The sequence below is a fragment of the Bradyrhizobium sp. AUGA SZCCT0182 genome (genome assembly GCF_018130185.1).
Taxonomy (GTDB): Bacteria; Pseudomonadota; Alphaproteobacteria; order Rhizobiales; family Xanthobacteraceae; genus Bradyrhizobium.
The window spans coordinates 16288-36270 of sequence record NZ_JAFCLY010000049.1; the positions used below are offsets into that span (position 1 = coordinate 16288).

Sequence of the window (19983 nt, forward strand, 5' to 3'; positions counted from 1 at the left end):
TGTCGTCAGCCGCCTGCCTCAGCAATATCAATCCTGCGCTAGACTAGCGGCAGCCGAAACTCGTGGCCTGCGTTACCGGCCCGCTGCCGTTCCAGGTCGTTTTCAGCGGATAGACGCAGATCGGATAGCTGATGCTTTTGTCGCGCGAGGTCAGCAGGATGTCGCCGGGCGCTTCGCCCTTCTCGACCCAATCGACCAGCGCGGTGAAGAACTGGTCCTGCTCGCGCGTCGGCGTCTGGTTGGCATTGCCGGGCAGTTTCGGCATTGGCACGGTGTCGTTCTTGCCGCCGACCGTGTAGGCCCGGCCCTGCGAAGAGTGCGCGGCGCCCGGCACCAGATACATCCGCATGAACTTCGCCACCTCGGCGTGCCCGCCCATCGCGGCCAGCACGCGCTCATGATAGTTGATGTTGCCGGCGGGCGGGATCGCATCGTCGACGAGGCCGGTCCAGATCACCACCTTGCGGCCGAGGTCGCGCAGTTTTGTCAGGTCAGCCTTATCGGTGATGAGGTTGCTGAACAGCGTCGGCTGCAGCGCGACGTTCTTGCCGACGGCGTCGGCCAAACCGGCATAATCGAGTTCGAGCCATTTGTTGCGCACGGCTGTCGAAGCATTGCTGATCGGTATGGCCGATGTCGCGCTGGCGTCGGCGGCATAGCTGACGTCCTGCATCGCCTGGGCCACGCTGTCAGCGCCGGCGCTGGTGATCTGACCGCCGATGCCGGTCCCGCGGGTGAACGCCCACCAGACCTGCTTGGGGCCGAGCGACTTGCCGCTGCGGCTGTCTGATGTCTGCGCGGCGTCAAAGCTGCCATCCGGCGTGGCGCCGTACCAGATCCGGTTCAGCGCCATCGCCTCCTTTGCGCTCATGCAGGTCGCGGCATCCGGATTGCTGCCGGTCACGCCCTCGCCGGTCGCACCGGCACACAGCGCCGCGGCGTCGCGTGCGGGGTTGTAGTTGCAGGCAAAGGGATCGAGCAGGAAGCCGAGCCCGGCGGTGTCGCAGGCGGCGACGGCGCGCTGGTTGGCGGCGGCGACCTTGGCGGCGAATGCCTTCGCCGCGTCCTTGTTCACGGCCGTGAAGCCCAGTTCGGTCTTCATCACGATCTGCGGATACAACCCGGACGTTCCGAACTTTGCGATATTCGGCGCGGGCTGGGCGATCAAATAGCCATCGTAGAGTTCAGGGTACTCCTGGAAGACCTTCATGCCCTGCCGGCCGCCCTGGGAATGGCCGTCGTAGTAAGTGTATTTGGGCGCCTTGCCATAATAGAGGCTGGCCAGCGCCTTGGTCTTGTTGGCCTGCTCCACCATCGCGCGCACCGAGAAGTCGCGCAGCGACTCGGTATTGAGCTTGCCGTCGGAGAGGAATGTGAACGAGCCGTCCTGGTACCAGGGCTGCCCGGCATCGGTGGTGCCCGACGCATAGCCGATATTGGCGTTGACGATGGCCGGAACCTTGCTGCCGATCTGATCGGCATAGCGATGTCCGCCGCCGACCCATCCGCCGCCGCCATAATTGCGGATGCGCTCGTTCCAGTTGACAGGCGCCGGTAGCCAGACCTCGATGCCGATGCCCTCGGAGTACGAGCGCGCGGTCTTGTCCTTTTCCGCGGTGGCGCCGGGGCCCACCAGCAGTTTCACCAGGCAGAGGTCCGCCGCCGCCGTCACCGGCTGCGGCGCATCGGGCGCCTTTAGTTCCTCGCCCTTCTTCACCCGGCGAACCGCCACGACCGTGGTGTCGGCGTCGGGCTTGAAGGCCGTCTTGATGCCATCGTCGCATGGAAGTTGCTGCGCCAAGGCCGGCGTTATCTGGCCGCAGGCGGCCAGCAGCAGGACCGCCCAAATGCGGTTGCCCGGTGTGATCGACATCGTTTTCTCTCCCCGTGATTTTTGTGTCGTTATCGCTTTATGCGGATGGCTGATCGATCGCGCCGCCGAGAAAGAGCTGGCCGACGCGGGGATTACTGAGCACCTTGTCGGCCCTGTCGACGAGACGGGTCTGGCCAAGCTCGAGCACGATGCCGTAATCGGAGATCTCGAGCGCCGAGCGCGCGTTCTGTTCGATCAGCAGGATGGAAACGCCGCGATCGCGCAATTCCTGCAAAATGCCGAAAGTCTGCCGGATCAACAGCGGCGAGAGCCCGATCGACGGCTCGTCGACCAGCATCAGTTGCGGATTGAGCAATAGCCCGCGCGCGATTTCGAGCTGCTTCTGTTCGCCGCCCGACAGCGTCGACGCCTGTTGCGTCGCCTTCCGGCGCAGCACCGGGAATTGATCGAGCGCCGCTTCAATGCGCGCCGGCAAGTCCGGAATATCGCGCCCCGCGACCACCGCGCCGAGCTCGATATTGTGGCGCACCGACAATTCCGGGAAGATGTTGCGGCCCTGCGGCACGTAGCAGATGCCTGATGTCAGCAGTTCGCGCTGGCTGAGGCCGGTGACGTCGCGGCCCTTGAATACGATCTTGCCTTCGCGCAGTTTCAGCAGGCCGAAGATCGCCTTGAACACGGTGGATTTTCCGGCGCCGTTCGGCCCGATCACCGTGGTGATGGTGCCTGCCGGCACCGAAAAACTGGTGCCGTTGAGGATGGTCATCTTGCCGTAGCCGCCGACCAGGCCTTTAACGTCGAGGATGGGTTCGCTCATCTGTGTTCCCTCATCCACCGTTTCAGTGGCCGAGATACGCGTCGATGACGGCGCTGTTGGCACTGATCTCCGCGGGCGTACCGATCGCCAGCACCTTGCCTTCCGCCATCACCACCACGCGCGAGCACAGCGACATCACGAATTCCATGTTGTGCTCGATCACGACGAAGGTGGCGCGCTTCTCGCGGTTGATCTCGGCCAGCCGCGCTTTCAAATCGCCGAGCATCGTCAGATTGACGCCGCCGGCCGGCTCGTCGAGCAGCACCAAGCGGGGGCCACCCATGAAGGCCATGGCGGCATCGAGCAGTTTCTGCTGGCCGTAGGACAATCCGCCGGCCAGTTCACCGGCGAGATGGCCGAGCTTGAAAAACTCGATCATCTGATCGGCCGCCTGGCTGAGGCCTGCATCCGATGGACCCAGCAGCCGCGACAGCATGTTGCCCTGGTGCTCCTGGCCGGCGAGGATGAGATTTTCCCGCACCGACAGTTTTGGAAACACCTGAAGCAATTGGAACGTGCGGCTGACGCCGAGCCGGTTCAAATCCGACGGCCGAAACCCGGTGACGACCTTGCCATCGACCTTCACCTCGCCGGCGCTCGGCTGCAACTGGCCGAGAATGCAATTGAACAAGGTCGACTTGCCGCAACCGTTCGGACCGATCAGGCCGAGGATTTCGCCTTCCTGCACGTCGAAGCTGACGCCATCGACCGCATTGATGCCGCCGAAGTTCTTCTTGATGTTGCTGATCTCGAGAACCGCGGTCATGGCGCCGGCTCCAGTCCTGATTTCGCAACCGCGCGCAGTGCGGAGGCGGCCTTGGTGCGGCGCTCGGTCAGATAGCGATCGAGAATGCCGAGAATGCCGGTCGGCGAATAGATCAGCAGCAGGATCACGGCAACCGCGTAGAGCATCAGATAATAACCCTGGGTGAAGCGCAGCCATTCCGGCAGCAGCACCGCGATCATCGCGCCCAGGAACGGGCCGAAGAAGAAGCCCGAACCGCCGACGATCACCATCATCAAGAGATCGAGCGAAAGCGACAGATTGAAAGGAACGGGATCAATGTACTGCGTCAGTGGCGCATACAGCGTGCCGGCGACGCCGCCGAGCGCCGAGCCGATCGCAAACGCCATCAAGGTGTAGCGCCTTGTATCGATGCCGAGCGAGAGCGCCCGCACCGGGTTTTCGCGCAAGGCCACGAAGGCGCGTCCCCAGGGCGAACGGATCAGCCACCAGGTCGCGAACGACACCAGGGCGAGCGAGCCAAGGCAGACATAATAGAATGGCAACGGCCGGTTGGTCGGATATCCCAGAATCGTCGGGCGCGGAATGTTGCTGATGCCGTAGATGCCGTTGGTGAGCCAGCTCTCGTTGCGGAACACCAGGAAGGCGAGCGTGGAAAACGCCAGCGTCACGAAGGCAAGATAATGATGCTGCACCCGCAGCGCCGGATAGCCGAGGATCCAGCCGATCGCGAAACAGAGGACGATGGCAACGCCGAGCCCCGCGATCAGCGGCATTCCGTTCGCGGTCATGATCGCCGCGGAATAGGCGCCGATGCCGACGAAGGCGCCCTGCGCCAGCGAGACCTGGCCGGCATAGCCCAGCGTCAGATTGAGCCCCATCGCGGCGATGGTCATGACAGCCCATTGGCTCAGGATGAACAGGCCGTAGCGATTGAGGTACATCGGCGCGATGATCAGGGCCGCGATCACGACCAGACCGAGCGCGACACGCCAATATCGATTGAGCAGGCTCATACCGTACGCTCCTCGGCGCGGCCCAGCAGTCCCTGCGGACGAAGCAGGATGATCAGGATCAAGAGCACCATCGGCACGGCCGCGCGATACTGGGTCGAAACATAGGCCGCCGCGAGATTGTCGACGACGCCGATCAGCAAGCCGCCGGCGATCGCGCCGCGCACCTGGTTGAACCCGCCGACGATTGCTGCGATGAACGCCGCCTGCCCCAGCACTTCGCCGCTGGAAAATTTGGCGAGATAGATCGGTGTGATCAGCAGCGAGGCCAGCGCCACCAGAAAAGCGTTGATCAGGAACGTCAGCAGGATCATCCGCTCGACGGGAATGCCGATGATGCGGGCGACGGTCGGGTTTTGTGCGGTGGCCTGCATCTGATGGCCAATGGACGTGCGGTTCAACAGCATGGTCAATCCGACCACCGCGGCGATGGCGAGCGCGAGCACACCGACGCTTTGCAACGCGACCTGGCGGCCGAGGATCGAGATATCACCAGCCGGCACGATGGAGGGAAACGGCGAGGCTTCGGCGCTGAAGAACTGTTTCACGGCTTCCTTGATGCCGATCGCCAGCGCCATGGTCGCGATTGCCAGCGGCAACACGCCGTGGCGTAGCATCGGGTCGACCAGCAGCATCTTGAAGCCGAGGCCGAGCAGCAGCATCGACAGCAGCATGCCGATGACGATCGCGAGCCAGAACGGCGCGCCGACGTGCATCGCCGCCAGCATCAGGAACGCCGGCAGCATGACGAATTCGCCCTGCGCGAAGTTGATGGTCTGTGACGTCTGCCACAGCAGCGTGAAGCCGACCGCGACGATGGCATAGATCGCGCCCGTCGCCAGTCCCGCTATCAGAAGATCTAGCAGATTGGACATGCCTTTACCCTGACCTTTGCTCATCCTGAGGAGCGCGCTCCTGCGCGCGCCTCTAAGGATGGCCGCGATACCACCTTGCTATCCACCCTTCGAGACGCTTGCGGAGTTTATCATCGGGCCGCGCTTCCCGCGGACCCGGTGGCAAGCGCCTCAGGATGAGGCCCGTACCTTAGTTGAGCTTCGGCAGCACCTGCTTGATGACCTGCTTGCCATCGACGATCTCGACCAGGAAACCCTGGCGATCGATGTCGCCGTTCTTGTCGAAGGTCGCATCCATCAGGATGCCGGGCTCGCTGGCCGCCTTGATGGTGAGGCCATGGAGGTTATCGGCGAACGCCTTGGAATCGACCTTGCCCATCTTCTCGGTGGTGGCCTTGATCATGTAGATCGCCAGATAGCCCTTGAGGCCATTATGGTCAGGGACGTAATTGTACTTCTTGACGAACTTTTCCTTGAACGCCTTGATCAGGTCGACCGGGGCATCGGTGGTGAGGCCGACATGGCCGCGGGCACCGTTCGCCGCATCGCCCGCCAGTTCGACCACCTTCTGGCCGACCAGCGTGGTTTCGCCGATCAGGGGCACGGTGACGCCCTGACGCTTCAGCTCTTTCAGGATGCGGGCGCTTTCCTCTTCGTTCAGATAGATGAAGACCGCGTCGGGCGCGGCGGCCTTGATCTTGCTGACGTCGGCGGCGAAATCGGCCTGACCTGCTTCGGTGGAAAGATCGGCGGCGACCTTGACGCCGAGCTTGGCGAATTCCTTGGTGATGACGTCACGTCCGCCGCGGCCGAAATCGTTGTTGACCCAGACGATCGCAACCGATTTCGCCTTCACCTCGTCGTTGATGTATTTGGCGACCTTCGGCATCGAGGACTGCTGGCCGAACGAGGTGCGGAACAGGAATTTGTTGCCGCCCTGCGTCAGTTCGGCGGCTTCGCCGCCCATGATCTGGGCGATGCCGGCTTCGGCCGCGAGCGGCGCCGTGACCTTGACCGATCCGGAATAGCCGGGGCCGAGCAGGACGTAGGGCTCGCCGTCGAGCGCCTTCTGGACCTGGGCGCGCGCCACGCCGGGGTTGGATTGCGAATCGGCGTGGGTGACTTCCAGCTTGCGGCCGAGCACGCCGCCCTTGGCGTTGACTTCCTCGATCGCAAGATCGATGCCGTTCTTCCAGTTGGTGCCGACCGTGGCGCCGCCGCCGGACAGTTCGGCCACATTGGCGAGCTTGATGGGAGCACCGGACTGCGCCAACGCCGCCGCAGCCGTCATGGTCGCGAGCAGGATACCTGCCAAAATTCCTGATTTCATTTCCATCCCCTATTGTCTTGATCTTTTGATCTTGTCGACGCGAGCCTTGTGACCGGCTACGCGTCCGATGTCGCAGAGTAGCGCCTTGCCATCACGCCGTCGAATGCATTTCCCATTTCGACGATGGACGGCTTCATTCCCGTAAATAACTCGAAGGCGTCCGCGGCCTGGTGGATCGCGAGATCGCGCCCGGTCATGATTTCAGCACCCTTGGCTTTGGCCGCGGTCAGCAGCGGCGTCCAGAGCGGCGAATAGACCGCGTCGGCCACCCAAATGTCGCGGCGCAACAGCGCCTCCGGCACCGGCGTGCCGCGATCCGGCAGCATGCCGATCGGCGTTCCGTTGACCACGCCGACGGCACCGCGCAGCGCGTCTTCCACGGTTTGCGCAATCCGCACCGGTTGGCGGCCGCGCAACTGCGCCGCAATCTGTTCGGCCTTGGCGCGGTCGGTATCGAAGATGTTGAGTTCGGCGACACCGAGCGCCGCGAGCGCATGCGCAATCGCCTTGCCGACGCCGCCGGCGCCGATCAGGGCAACGGGGCCATGACCCGATGCCTTCACAAGATTGGCGACCGCACGCTCGAACCCCGTGGCGTCGGTATTGTATCCGACCAGCCGGCTGCCACTGACGACAACCGTATTGACCGCGCCGATCGCGCGCGCGGCCGGCGACAAATCATCGAGCAGCGGAATCACGGCTTCCTTGTAGGGAAACGTCACGTTGACCCCGGCAAAACCAATGCGTTTGATGCTGTCGAGCAACGTGCGCAATTCAGCCGAGCCCTGGCCCGCGACCTCGATCAGCTGATAATGACACCGGATACCCAGGGCAGCGGCCGCCTCCTCGTGCATCGCCGGCGACGCCGAATGCGCAATCGGGGCCCCGATCAGGCCGGTGAGAAACTTTTGACCGATCGAAGCTGGGCGTTTGGACACGTCGCTATGGTCTCGCAGTATCAACATGGGATTGCGCGGCTTAGAGCACCAAAACCGCGCAAACGATACCGCCTTCGCCAGATAACACAATTACCCATTTATTCGACAAACATAACTTGATGTTATTTTTTGCGGCCGCGCGATGCCGCCGTCGCCGGACTTTTCCGGCTGGGCTCCAGCGCCCGCATTTCCGACCGCAGGCATTCGATGAAATGCTCGACATGCAGCGAAAGCGAGGCGCCTCTTTTCACCGCGATATACGTGTCGAACCTCGTGGGCTCCACGATCCGAAGCATTTCCACGCCGGGATAACCGCCATGCGCGACGGTAAACTGATCGATGACGGCAATTCCAAGCCCCGCCTTGACCAACGCGCAGACGGTGGTGCCGAACCGCGCCCGGATCGTGATGTCGTAGGACAATTTATTGCGCGCGAAGATCTCGGCCATGATGCGCCCGTAGGGGTCGTTGGGGTCGATGCCGATCAGGGGGTAGCGGATGATCTCCGCGGCGGTGACCTGTTTTCGACCCGCCAGTTCGTGTCCCTGCGGCACGATGCAGAACAATTCACCTGACGCCAGCGGCATGAAATCGAGGCCGGGGTGGTCGAGCCGATAGCTCATGGCGACGCAATCGCCCTTGCCGAGCAACAGATAGTCGATCGCCTCCTCGATCTTGAGGATGTTGATGTCGATGTGCAGATCGGGGTAGCGCCGACGGATGCGCTCGATCGCGCGCGGCACCATGATCTGGGAAATACTCGGCACCGAGCCGATGCGCAGTTCCGACAGCGTGCCGCGCCCGATCTTTGAGATGATTTCGGTGAGGTCGTCGACCTTCTTGTAGACGCCGTTGATCTGCTCGAAAATATTATGCGCTTCGGAGGTCGGGAAGTAGCGCCCGTTCTGGCGCTGGAAGAATCGGATGCCGAGCGAGCGCTCGGTATATTTCACCAGCCGGCTGATGCCCGGCGCCGACACGTTGAGCAGTTTTGCCGCCCCGCCGATCGTGCCGGTAATCATCACCGCCCTGATAACCTCGACCTGGCGCAGCGTCATCATGTGCAGCAACTCCGAAGGTGAACCTGAGAGATACTCCCATGTTCGATCGGCGCAAATGACCTTATCAACGCCTTCTCAGGGTCGTTCTCAGAGTTTGGCCGCTGCGATCACGGCCTTGGCAGCATCCAGCGCGCGCTGGGCGCGATCCTTTGCTCCCATGGTCTTGGCAAGCTCGGCGGTCGGGACTTCGAGGCTGATGGTAATATCCGCCGGCATGGCGCGCGCCAGCGAGACGAGGTCGATGCCGCCCTCCCCGGGAAACATCCGCTCATGGCGGGCGGCATGGATCAGTTCGTCGTTCGTGGTGGGCCGCTCGGCCGGGCCGTCGCATAACTGCCAGTAATGCAGCCGGTGGACGGGCACGCGCGCAAGTTCGGCGGTTGAACTCCTCGACCGGTCGAAATGCAGCGCATCGACCAGGATGCCGGCATTGGCCTGCCCCATCGGCGCGACGATGCTGTTGGCCGTCGCCAGATCCGGGACATAGGTCCAGGGCATGAATTCGAGATCGGCCGTCAGCCCATATGGGGCGGCGGCCTCGCAAAACCTCGCAAAGCTATCCCTGAACCGGGCGAGATCAGGATCGTAACCCGCGACCAGGATGTGCTTGGCGCCGAGCCGCGCACCGGTCTCGAAGAAGGCGGAGAAGCCGGCAATCCCGGTTTCAGGCCTGAGCGCGACCACTTCCAGGTCGGCTACCTTGATGCCGGTCGCATCCAGCCGGGCCAGCGTTTCGTTCAGGCTCGCTTTGTCATCCAGCGGATAGGCGATGCCGCCGGGCATCGCGGGCAGCAGGCGAATTCCGACGGCGTCATAGCCGCAGCTAGCGGCAATTTCGATCAGCGCGGGAGGCGCCAGGTCGAGGACGGTCAGCGCGGCGAGCGAGAACGACGGCATTATTCAATGTCTGCGATACGGGCGTCGAGTGCGAACATGCCCTGATAGACCTCCGGCTCACCGCCGCTGAACAAGTCCGGCGCCATTTCAGTTGCTCGACGCAATGCGCCACCAAGCGCCGTCTCGTCAAGCGCCTCGATGATCAGGAGGCCGGCAAAGATGCCCTCATCCTTCCGCATGCCCTTCTCGACCGTCGGCACCGAGGTGCGGGCCAGATCGGTCGTGCCGATCTGCACCGCGGCAATGCCGTCGAGCGCGACGAGCGCGTCGGCAAGCTGCCGGGGTTTCTCCGGCAGACGTTCGACGCGGAGCGCGGCGATGGTCGATCCCTCGCCGCGACCCGCGCGGGCGGTCATGACGCCGCCGCCGCGAATGAAATTGCCGAGCCGGGGCATGGTGCGCTGCGACCACGGCGTCGGGGCGTTGAGCCGCGCCAGATAAGCGGGCCCGTCGAGCACCTCGGGGGCTTCCAGTTCGTAGAGAATGAAGAACCTGGCAATGTCCGTCCGCGCGGCGCGGAACACGCGAACGCCCAAAAATCCCCTGGTCGTCACACGCTCGGTGGTGTGCTCCCGCGTCAACCAGTGCCTGTAGTCGGTGAGATGGTCGGGCTCGACATCGCTCCAGATTGCCAGAAAGCCTGCGCCGCGCATGCGCTATCTCCCCTTGAGGCCATGCAACGAGGCGGGAACGGCATCCGGCAGCTTGCCCAGCTTTTGAACGGCAGCCAGCATCGCCGCGATGTATCCGTAAGGACCGAGACCACAGATCACGGCGGTGGACGCGCTCGACGTGATCGAATGCCGGTGCAATTCGTCCCGCGCATGAATATTGGAGATGTGGACCTCGATCTTCGGGCCTTCGAATATTTTCAGTGCGTCGATCAGCGCGATCGAGGTGAACGAATAGGCCGCCGGGTTCATGATGATCGCATCATAGTTGCCGTGCGCCGACTGGATCCAGTTGACCAGTTCGCCTTCGAGATTGGACTGGTGAAACGAGACCGTGACCCCGAGATAGTTTGCTACTTCCTCACAGCTTGCCTGGATCTCCTTGAGCGTGGTCGGGCCGTAGATGTGAGGCTCCCGAATTCCGAGGAAATTCAGATTGGGTCCGTTCAGGATCATGATCTTGATGGCCATCGAGGCTCCCTCTTTTCGCTTGATATGCCGCTTCTAGCCGGCAAGCCACTTGGCCGGGACCGTCACCAATGCCGGGAACAGCACCAACAGAAACAGGACGATAAGCTGGGCGATCATAAACGGCCAGACGCCCTTGATGATATCTTCCATGCTGATCCTGGAGACGCCGCAAACGACGTTCAGCACGATACCGACCGGCGGCGTAATGAGGCCGATGGAATTGTTGATGATGAACATCACGCCGAAATAGACCGGATCGATGCCGGCCGCCTTGATGATCGGCATCAGGATCGGCGTCAGGATCAGGATCGTCGGCGTCATATCGAGCGCCGTGCCGACGATGACCACGATAACCATGATCGCGAACATCAAAAGCGTCTTGTTGGCCATGAAGGGCTTCAGGAGGTCGACCACCTGGGCTGAAATCTCCGATACCGTGATCAGCCAGGAAGAGACCAGCGCCGCCGCCACCAGGAACATCACGATACTGGTGGTCAGGGCGGCGGAGACGAAGACGCCGTACAGCTGCGAGAATTTCAGTTCGCGATAAATGCAGGTGGTCACGAACAGCGAATAAACCGCGACAACAACGCCGGCCTCGGTCGGCGTAAAGATGCCGAAACGCAAGCCGACGATGATGATCGCCGGCAACATCAGCGCCCAGAAGCCGTCGATCACGGCGTGGGCAACTTCCTTGAACGATGCCCGCGGCGGCGGCGTCAGGTTTTCCTTGTGGACCACCCACCACCAGGCGACGCACAAGCCGGCACCAATCATCAGCCCGGGAAAGATACCGGCGAGAAACAGCTTGGAGATCGACACGCCGGCGGCGACGCCGAAGATGACGAAGCCGATGCTGGGAGGAATGACGGGACCGATCACGCCGCTCGCAGCCACAAGTCCTGCCGCGTAGATCTTCTTGTGTCCGGCCGCCACCATCATCGGCACCAGCACGGCTGCGAGCGCGGCGGCATCGGCCGCGGCCGATCCCGATAGCGATGAGAGGATACAGGCCGCCAGGATCGTCACATAGCCAAGGCCGCCGCGGAAATGTCCGACCGCAACGAGGGCGACATTGACGATGCGCCTGGCCAGCCCTCCCTTGTTCATGATCTCGCCGGCGAGCATGAAGAAGGGAATGGCCATCAGCGGGAAACTGTCGGCGCCATTGATGATGTTCTGCGCCACGATCTGGGAATCGAACATGTTGATCGTGCTCATCAGCGCGACCCCGCAGATGAGTAGCGCAAAGGCGATCGGCATGCCGAGTGCCATGGCGCCGAGCAACGAGAAGGTGAAGACCGCGATGGTCATGTGCGGCGCCCCCGCGATGCCATCAGATGTCCTCCTCCTTGACGGCGACCAGCTCGGATTCGCTGGCCTGGCCGGAGACGACGCGGAACAAATCGTAGAGCAGCATGATTCCGACCGAGACGCCGAAGATCACGCCGACAAAATAGAAGATGCCGAGCGACAGACCGGTCGCCGGCGCGCGATCGTCGATGTTGATGATGGTCTGGCGCCAGCTACCCGCCAGCAGCAGCCAGTCGGCATACAGCATCAGGCAGTAGCTGATGACGAAGCAGATGCGTTTTCCGAGGGGTCCCAGCATCCGCACCAGCGTATCGACGCCCAGATGCGAATGCTCGCGCACGGCGACGATGGCGCCCAGAAACGTCAGCCAGACCAGCATCCAGCGCGACAGTTCCTCCGAAATCTTGATGCCGGAATTGAAGCCGTAGCGCAGCACGACATTGCCGAACACCAGCACCACCATGACCGCGAGGCACAGCGCGATCACGCCCTTGAGCAACGCGCAATAGAGGTCGAGTATCCGTCCCATCGGCGCCGTCTGGAGCTGGAGTTCGTGCAGGGCCGCTGGATACCGGCCCTGCTTCGCCGATATCAGCGGCGCGTCACTTGACCTCTTTGCGGACGCGATCAAGCTCCGCGTTGAACAGCTTGACCGTATCAGGCTTGAGGGCCGCAGAAATCTTGTCGACCACCGGCTGGACGGCTTTGCGCATGCGCTCCAACTCTTCCGGCGCCACCGCGTTGTACGTCATGCCCTTGGCCTGCAATTCGGAGAGCGCCTTTTCGGTCTGCAGCCGCGTCTGTTCCTTCTGGTAGGCGCGGCTTTCGTTGTAGGCTTCCTGCATCATCTTCTGTTCGGCCGGCGACAGCTTGTCCCAGAAAATCTTGCTGACGATGATGATGTTCTCGGTGAAGGTGTGGCCGGTGGCGGAGACGTATTTCTGGACCTCAAAGAACTTGTTGGACAGGATCACGGTGTAGGGATTTTCCTGGCCATCGACCGTGCGCGTTTCCAGCGCCGAGTAGAGCTCACCGAACGCCATCGGGATCGGGTTGGCCTTGAAGGCGCTGAAGGACTCCAGATAGACCGGGTTGGGGATCACGCGCAGCTTGAGGCCGGCGAAATCTTCCAGCTTGGCGATCGGATGCTTGCTGTTGGTGACGTTGCGGAAGCCGAGCCCCCAATAACCGAGCCCGACCAGTCCGCGCTGCGGCAGCGCGTCGATCATCGCCTTGCCGAATGCGCCCTGGACCAGCGCATCGGCCTGGTCGGTGGTGTTGACGATGAACGGGAAGTCGAGCAGGCCGAATTCGGGAATGACGGTCGCGAGCGAGGTCGTGGACGCCGACAGCATCTCCTGCGTACCGCCGCGCAGCGCCGATTGCTGCTGCAGCTCGTTGCCGAGCTGGGATGAAGCGAACTCGCGGACTTTCAACTTGCCGCCGCTCTTGGCGAGCAGGATTTCCGCGAATTTTTGCACGCCGAAGCTGACGGGATGATCGGTGTTGTTGAGGTGTCCCCAGCGGATGGTCCGCTCCTGGACCTCCTGCGCGGATGCGGTGCCGACCAAAAGCGCCCCGCCGAACACGGCTGCGGACAGAACTGCAAACAGCTTCATCTCATCCTCCCCTAGCGATCCGGTGCCCAGCCGCGGCTTGTTGCTGCGATTTTTGGTGTCTGGCCGGTCCTTTTCGGTGGAAACCATATAACGAAATGATTGTCAAATGATAGTCATGGAAATATATGATGTTATGTAATTCACCATGTGATCGTAGTTTGCGGCAAGGGGCCGCCATTCGCGGCTATGCTCGCCGGCGAGTCGCGTCAGCCTTTGCAGGCCCAAAAAGCGGGATAGACATTGACGATCATGGAGCAGCAGCAGACCCCGATGTCGGCCGGCGACAGCGGCTATCACCGCATTCGCTCCGACATCATCTTCGGCGTGCTCAACCCGTCGGGACGGCTCAAGCTCGACTCGATGAAGGAAGATTACGGCCTCAGCGTTTCGACGCTGCGCGAGATCCTCAACCGGCTGGCCTCGGAAGGCTTTGTCGTTGCCGAAGGTCAGCGCGGCTTCGAGGTAGCTCCCGTCTCGATCCAGAATTTGCGCGAACTGGCGCAGCTGCGAATCCTGCTCGAACATCATGCGATGACCGAATCGTTCCGGGCCGGTGACATGGAGTGGGAAGGCCGCGTGGTGTCAGCGCATCACAAGCTGGCGGCGACCGAGCGCGCTATCCTCACCGCGGGCGACGATCCCGAACTTCGCAAGCGCTATGACGGTGAATTCCACCAGGCCCTGATCTCGAGCTGCGGCTCGCGGGAGTTGATGCAGACTCACTCGGTCGTGTTCGACAAGTACTTCCGCTACGCCCTGCAGTACCGCGGCAGCGCCACCATCGCGCAGCACCAGGCGCTGCTCGATTGCGCGCTGAAGCGCGACGTCGAGGGCGCGAAATTGATCCTGACCGATCATATCAACAGCTGCGTGGCGCACGCGCTGTCGATCGGGACGCTGAAATGAGCCGTTCGGTCGAGTTGTTGTGACCGGCCGCCAAACAGATAATCGCCGGTGGGATGCCGAGATCGATCTATTGGTGATCGGCGCCGGTGCCGCGGGCATGACCGCAGCTCTGGTCGGTGCGCTCGAAGGCCTCCAGGTCATTCTTTGCGAAAAGTCCGGCATGGTCGGCGGCACCACCGCGACCTCGGCCGGAACGGTCTGGATACCCGGCAGCCGGCAAAGCGGGGCGGCCGGCGTGCCCGACAGCGTCGCATCAGCCAAAACCTATCTCACCGCGATATTGGGCGATGACGCCAACGATGCGCGGCTCGCCGCCTTTCTCGCGACCGGGCCCGCGATGCTCGATTATTTCCAGCAGAAATCCAGCGTGGTTTTCGTGCCGCCACCGGTTCATCCCGACTATCACGCCCAGCCCGGCGCCGCGCTTGGCGGCCGGGCGCTCGGCGTCGTGCCGTTCGACGGACGAAAGCTCGGCGATGACTTTGCGCGGGTGCGGCCACCGCGCCGTGAATTCATGGTGCTCGGCGGCATGATGGTCGGCAAGACGGATATTCCGTCCTTGCTGCACCCGTTTCGCTCCTGGGCTAATTTTTCGAACGCGACGCGCCTGCTGACGCGGCAGGCGCTGGACCGGATCAAGCATCCGCGCGGCACCCGCCTGATCATGGGCAACGCGCTGGTGGCGCGGCTGCTCTACAGTTTAAAACAACAGGCCATCGACATCCGTTACCAGACGCAGCTCAGCGAGCTGATCGAGGACGACGGCAGAATCATCGGCGCGGTGTTCACGACAAACGATCGCGACATCAGCATTCGCGCGCGACGGGGCGTCGTGCTGGCGGCCGGCGGCATTGGCTGGAGCAGCGAGTTGCGCAACCGACTGTTTCCGGACGACACCCAGCGCTATTCGATGTCGCCGGATAGCAACACCGGCGACGGCATTCTCGCCGGCGAACGCGCGCACGGCGCTCTCGCGCAGGACATCAGGAGCCCGGCATTGTGGATGCCGAGTTCGGTGATGCCGCAGGACGACGGCCGCCTCTCGGTGTTTCCCCACATCATGCTCGATCGCGCCAAGCCCGGGTTGATGGCGGTCAACAGATCAGGCGTACGCTTCGTCAACGAAGCCAATTCGTATCATGACTTCGTCGAGGGGATGCTGCGGGCGCATCAAACGGTGCCCAGCATCCCGTCCTATTTGATCTGCGACCGGAGTTTCGTCGGGGATTACGGCCTTGGCCTGATCCATCCCGGGACCCGCGACCTCACGCGCTTCCTGAAGTCGGGCTATCTGTTCCAGGGCGACAGCATCGCGAAACTGGCGCAGGCCATCGGCGTTGATGGCGGCGCGCTGGCCGGCACCATCGAACGGTACAATCGCTTTGCCGAGACCGGTGTCGACGAGGATTTCGGCCGCGGCACCAGCGACCTCAACCGTTTCAACGGTGATCCCACGAACAAGCCAAATCCCTGCCTGCGCAAGATCGGCCCCGGTCCGTATTTCGCAGTCGCAGTCTGGCCTTCCGACCTCGCCAGCAGCGCGGGCCTGCGCACGGACAGCAACGGCCGGGTGCTGACATCTACAGGACAGCCGATTCCCGGCCTCTACGCCGCTGGCGCCGACGCCGCCTCGATTTTCCGCGGCACCTATCCCGGTCCGGGAACCATGATCGGCCCGGCCATGGTGTTTGCATGGCGCGCGGCGATGGATATCGCGGGCAAGTCGAACGAGCTGGGTGCTACTTGATCGGCGGCCGCGGCAGCACGGCCTCACCTGCTTCCATCCGGTAGACATAGTCGAGCGAATACCAGGGCGAGCCGACATCGGTTGCAGTCGGATGCGCCTCGTCATGCCGCACGAACTCGCCGATCAGCGCCTTGGTCACACCGAACTGCACGTCGCTGTCGATATGCGGATCGGCGGGATCATAGACCTGGGAAATCAGCACCTTGAATCCCGGCTTGAAGATCAGCGCATGCAGATGCGCCGGCCGGTAGGGATGCCGGTCCTGCGCCTTCAAGAGCCGCCCGACCACGCCATCGGTCGGAATGGGATAGCCGACCATCATCACCGAACGAAACGCGAAGCGCCCGTCGGCGTCTGACGTGAACTTGCCGCGCAAATTCATCTCGGCCTGTTCAGGATCCTGGTTCTCGTACAGCCCGACCGGCGAGGCGTGCCAGATATCCACCTCGGCGCCGGCAATCGGATGGCCGGCGTGGTCAACGACGCGGGCGGTGACGAACAGCGCCGCGCCCGGCGTGTCGGACCGGACGATCGAGCCGCCGTTTGCAACGCGCGGAGAATTCAGCCGCCAGAACGGCCCGAGCAGCGATTGCGCCGTCTCGGTGTTGCCCTGATCGCCATTGTTGAGCAGGCACACCAGCGAGGAAACGCCGAGCGAGCCGGCTATCAGCACTACTTCATTGTGGGTGTCGGTCGATTGCTTGCCGAGTTCAGCCAGAATGGCAGTGGCTTCGCGGAATTCGGCTTCGGTCAATCTTACGTCACGGACAAACCCATGCAGATGCTTGACCAGCGACAGCATGATCTCGCGCAGCCGCGGATCGGAGGTCCGCTCCATCACGGCAGACGCTGCAACCGTGACATCCTGCTCGCGCCCGATGATCATTCCGCGCTCCTTGCGGCCGCGACGGCGCCGCGCTTAGACGTCGAAGAACACGGTCTCGTCATCGCCCTGCAAATGGACGTCGAACCGATAGACTGCGCTGGGATTGCAATTCGCACGCTGGGCGATCAGCGTGGCGCGGCGGTCGATCGGTACCAGCGCCAGCACGGGATCGGCGGCATTGGCGGCCTCGCCGTCGAAATAGATCCGCGTGTAGAGATGCAGCAGCATGCCGCGCGCGAACAGCGCGAGCACGAGATGCGGCGCCTGCGGCTTGCCATCGGGATCGGACACCGTGCCCGGCTTGATGGTGTCGAAGGCATAGCCGCCGTCGGCATCGGTGCCGCAGCGGCCAAAACCCTTGAAGGATGAATTGGGCAACGCCCGCTTGTCCTGCGGATCGGAGAAGCGGCCTTGCGCGTCGGCCTGCCAGATCTCCAGCATGCAATCCACCATCGGCTTGCCGTCGCCGTCGAACACCCGGCCCTCGACGCGGACGCGTTCGCCTGACGTATCCGCCGTCACGAGATTGTTCGAGAAAGCGTCGTTCCAGTCATACTTGCCGTTCGATGTCAGGCCGTAGGCGAAATACGGGCCGACGGTCTGTGACGGGGTAACGCCTTCCGGCTTGTTCTGGGCCTTGGACACTTACTTGGTCTCCATCGGCGTGGCGTTGCGCCCGCGCAGCACAATGTTGAAGCGGTAGCACAGCGCCCAATCCGGCTTGGTGTTTTCCAGGTCGAAGTCGGACACCATCCGGTTACGCGCCTTCTCGTCGGTCACCGAATTGAAGATCGGATCGAACGGGAATAGCGGATCGCCGGGGAAATACATCTGCGTCACCAGCCGCGAGACGAAGGAATGCCCGAATACCGAGAAATGGATATGGGCCGGGCGCCAGGCGTTGTGATGGTTGCCCCAGGGATAGGCGCCGGGCTTGATGGTGACGAAGCGGTAATAGCCTTCGCCGTCCGATTGGGTGCGGCCGGCGCCGGTGAAATTCGGATCGAGCGGCGCCGGATGCTGATCGACGACATGGATATAGCGGCCGCAGGCATTGGCCTGCCACAGCTCGACCAGCGTGTTGGGCACGCCGCGGCCGTCTTCATCCAGCACATGGCCGTGCACGATGATGCGCTCGCCGAGGGGCTCGCCCTTGCCCTGGAGCGTGAGGTCGTTGTCGTTTTCGCGCACCGTCTCGTGGCCGTAGACCGGTCCGGTCAATTCCGACAGCGTATGCCGCATCGGGATCAGCGGCTTGGTGGGCGAGCGCTTCACCGTGCTCTTGTAACCGGGCGACAGCCGCGGCGGATGCGCCGTCAAGCTTTGCAGCGGATAGGATAATGTCATGACGAATTCCTCCCTGGCCTAGCCGGTGAACCTGCCGCCCAGATCATTATATGACATAACTAATTCGGGGAAGGATGTTTTTACGCCCTCCCAAGCCGTTGCATCAATTGATCTTTTCGATCGCCATCGCGACGCCCTGACCGACGCCGACGCACATAGTTGCCAAGGCAAGCTTGCCGCCCCGCTTCTCCATGCCGTGCACCGCCGTCATCGCCAGCCGCGCGCCGCTCATGCCGAGCGGATGGCCGAGCGCGATCGCGCCGCCATGCGGGTTGACGAAATCGGCATCGTCCTTGACGCCGAGTTGCCTGAGCACGGCGATGCCCTGCGAAGCGAAAGCTTCATTGAGTTCGATCAGATCGAAATCGCTGATCTTGATGCCGAGCCGCTCCATCAGCTTGCGGGTCGCCGGCACCGGGCCGATGCCCATGATGCGCGGCGGTACCGCGGCCGAAGCTAACCCAAGGATGCGCGCCCGCGGCGTCAGCCCGTGCTTCTTCACGGCGGCTTCGGAGGCGAGGATCATCGCGGCCGCGCCGTCATTGACGCCGGACGCATTGCCCGCCGTCACCGTGCCGGGATTGCGCACGATCGGCTTCAGTTTTGTCAGACCTTCGAGCGTGGTTTCAGGGCGCGGATGCTCGTCCTTGTCGACGGTGATCGGGCCGGCCTTGCCGCCGGGCACCGAAACGGGGGTGATTTCTTCCGCGAAATAGCCGGCGGCGATCGCAGCGCCCGCGCGCTGCTGCGAGCGGATTGCCATCGCGTCCTGATCGGCGCGCGACACCTGGAATTCCTCTGCAACGTTCTCGCCGGTCTCCGGCATCGCGTCGACGCCGTATTGCGCCTTCATCAAGGGATTGATGAAGCGCCAGCCGATGGTCGTGTCGAAAATATCGGCAGAGCGTGAAAACGCTTCCGGCGCCTTGCCCATCACGAACGGCGCCCGGGTCATCGATTCGACGCCGCCGGCAATGGCGAGATCGATCTCGCCTGCGCGGATCGCGCGGCCGCCGGCACCGACCGCATCGAGGCCCGAGGCGCAGAGACGATTCAGCGTCTGGCCGGGAACCGAGTCCGGCATACCCGCGAGCAGCAGCGCCATGCGCGCCACATTGCGGTTGTCCTCGCCGGCCTGATTGGCGCAGCCGAAAAACACCTCATCGACCGCTTTCCAGTCGAGATTGGGATGCTTGGCCATCAGCGCCTTGATCGGGACGGCTGCCAGATCGTCGGCGCGCACCTTGGCGAGCGAACCGCCAAAACGGCCGATCGGTGTCCGTACGGCATCGCAAATGAACACATCACGCATTGAATCTCTCCCTGAACGCCGCGTTTGGGCCGTTGACCCCACTGAATTGATGGCGAGTTTTAGGAGCGGCGTAGCGGGAGGTCAATTGACCGTGCCAGCAACGCAGACAGTCTGTTCCCTCCCCCCTTGCGGGGGAGGGTTAGGGAGAGGGGTAAGCCACACGCACTGCCGTTGCCGCCACCCCTCTCCCCGACCCTCCCCCGCAAGGGGGGAGGGAGCGG

At 62.9% G+C, this 19983-nt stretch carries 20 protein-coding genes; 2 read left to right on the top strand and 18 right to left on the bottom strand.

The features are described 5' to 3' along the window. Positions 1–43: 43 nt before the first annotated feature. From JQ611_RS34600 to JQ611_RS34665, 14 genes are all read right to left on the bottom strand, one after another. Positions 44–1873: a tannase/feruloyl esterase family alpha/beta hydrolase gene (locus JQ611_RS34600; protein WP_212467985.1), complete on the bottom strand. Its 1830-nt coding sequence runs from the start codon at positions 1871–1873 to the stop codon at positions 44–46. A gap of 37 nt (positions 1874–1910) precedes the next feature. Next, positions 1911–2651: an ABC transporter ATP-binding protein gene (locus JQ611_RS34605; RefSeq protein ID WP_212268774.1), complete on the bottom strand. Its 741-nt coding sequence runs from the start codon at positions 2649–2651 to the stop codon at positions 1911–1913. A 22-nt stretch (positions 2652–2673) separates the two neighbouring features. Further along, complete coding sequence (locus tag JQ611_RS34610) at positions 2674–3417, bottom strand: ABC transporter ATP-binding protein (protein WP_212467986.1); 744 nt, start codon at positions 3415–3417, stop codon at positions 2674–2676. Beyond that, positions 3414–4412 carry a branched-chain amino acid ABC transporter permease gene (locus tag JQ611_RS34615; protein WP_212268772.1) on the bottom strand — a complete coding sequence of 333 codons (999 nt, stop codon included), beginning with the start codon at positions 4410–4412 and terminating at the stop codon, positions 3414–3416. Before JQ611_RS34615 ends, JQ611_RS34610 begins: the two co-directional genes overlap by 4 nt. Then, on the bottom strand, positions 4409–5284 hold the full coding sequence (locus JQ611_RS34620; RefSeq protein ID WP_212268771.1) for a branched-chain amino acid ABC transporter permease: 876 nt from the start codon (positions 5282–5284) through the stop codon (positions 4409–4411). Before JQ611_RS34620 ends, JQ611_RS34615 begins: the two co-directional genes overlap by 4 nt. Before the next feature lie 169 nt (positions 5285–5453). Continuing rightward, positions 5454–6593, bottom strand: coding sequence for an ABC transporter substrate-binding protein (locus JQ611_RS34625; protein WP_212268770.1), 1140 nt, complete (start codon positions 6591–6593; stop codon positions 5454–5456). A 56-nt stretch (positions 6594–6649) separates the two neighbouring features. After that, complete coding sequence (locus tag JQ611_RS34630; RefSeq protein ID WP_312010897.1) at positions 6650–7531, bottom strand: shikimate dehydrogenase; 882 nt, start codon at positions 7529–7531, stop codon at positions 6650–6652. Between the two features lie 122 nt (positions 7532–7653). After that, the gene (locus tag JQ611_RS34635) at positions 7654–8592 is read right to left on the bottom strand and encodes a LysR family transcriptional regulator (RefSeq protein WP_212268768.1); all 939 of its coding nucleotides are present in this window, start codon (positions 8590–8592) and stop codon (positions 7654–7656) included. A gap of 87 nt (positions 8593–8679) precedes the next feature. Beyond that, complete coding sequence (locus JQ611_RS34640) at positions 8680–9489, bottom strand: sugar phosphate isomerase/epimerase (protein ID WP_212268767.1); 810 nt, start codon at positions 9487–9489, stop codon at positions 8680–8682. Beyond that, positions 9489–10142, bottom strand: a complete 654-nt coding sequence (locus JQ611_RS34645; protein ID WP_212467987.1) for a hypothetical protein — start codon at positions 10140–10142, stop codon at positions 9489–9491. Before JQ611_RS34645 ends, JQ611_RS34640 begins: the two co-directional genes overlap by 1 nt. Positions 10143–10145: 3 nt before the next feature. After that, a complete protein-coding gene (aroQ, locus tag JQ611_RS34650; RefSeq protein ID WP_212467988.1) occupies positions 10146–10631 on the bottom strand; it encodes a type II 3-dehydroquinate dehydratase in 486 nt (161 codons plus the stop codon). A 33-nt stretch (positions 10632–10664) separates the two neighbouring features. Continuing rightward, the gene (locus tag JQ611_RS34655; protein ID WP_212268764.1) at positions 10665–11945 is read right to left on the bottom strand and encodes a TRAP transporter large permease subunit; all 1281 of its coding nucleotides are present in this window, start codon (positions 11943–11945) and stop codon (positions 10665–10667) included. 22 nt (positions 11946–11967) lie between these two features. Then, the gene (locus JQ611_RS34660) at positions 11968–12474 is read right to left on the bottom strand and encodes a TRAP transporter small permease (RefSeq protein ID WP_212467989.1); all 507 of its coding nucleotides are present in this window, start codon (positions 12472–12474) and stop codon (positions 11968–11970) included. 73 nt (positions 12475–12547) lie between these two features. Then, positions 12548–13564 carry a TRAP transporter substrate-binding protein gene (locus tag JQ611_RS34665; protein ID WP_212268763.1) on the bottom strand — a complete coding sequence of 339 codons (1017 nt, stop codon included), beginning with the start codon at positions 13562–13564 and terminating at the stop codon, positions 12548–12550. Between the two features lie 249 nt (positions 13565–13813). Between JQ611_RS34665 and JQ611_RS34670 the strand changes: the two genes are divergently transcribed. Together JQ611_RS34670 and JQ611_RS34675 are read left to right on the top strand one after the other, a co-directional pair. Continuing rightward, positions 13814–14470 carry a GntR family transcriptional regulator gene (locus tag JQ611_RS34670; RefSeq protein WP_249133691.1) on the top strand — a complete coding sequence of 219 codons (657 nt, stop codon included), beginning with the start codon at positions 13814–13816 and terminating at the stop codon, positions 14468–14470. Between the two features lie 19 nt (positions 14471–14489). Beyond that, positions 14490–16217, top strand: coding sequence for an FAD-dependent oxidoreductase (locus tag JQ611_RS34675; protein ID WP_312012332.1), 1728 nt, complete (start codon positions 14490–14492; stop codon positions 16215–16217). Here the strand turns inward: JQ611_RS34675 and JQ611_RS34680 are convergent. From JQ611_RS34680 to pcaF, 4 genes are all read right to left on the bottom strand, one after another. Then, positions 16210–17103, bottom strand: coding sequence for a dioxygenase (locus tag JQ611_RS34680; RefSeq protein WP_212386465.1), 894 nt, complete (start codon positions 17101–17103; stop codon positions 16210–16212). The two genes, JQ611_RS34675 and JQ611_RS34680, sit on opposite strands and share 8 nt — an antisense overlap. Before the next feature lie 33 nt (positions 17104–17136). Further along, on the bottom strand, positions 17137–17748 hold the full coding sequence (gene pcaG, locus JQ611_RS34685) for a protocatechuate 3,4-dioxygenase subunit alpha (RefSeq protein ID WP_212467990.1): 612 nt from the start codon (positions 17746–17748) through the stop codon (positions 17137–17139). Next, entirely contained in the window at positions 17749–18450 is a 702-nt protein-coding gene (pcaH, locus tag JQ611_RS34690; RefSeq protein ID WP_212386463.1) for a protocatechuate 3,4-dioxygenase subunit beta, read from the bottom strand. Between the two features lie 103 nt (positions 18451–18553). Continuing rightward, positions 18554–19762, bottom strand: a complete 1209-nt coding sequence (gene pcaF / locus JQ611_RS34695) for a 3-oxoadipyl-CoA thiolase (protein WP_212386462.1) — start codon at positions 19760–19762, stop codon at positions 18554–18556. Between the last annotated feature and the right edge of the window lie 221 nt (positions 19763–19983).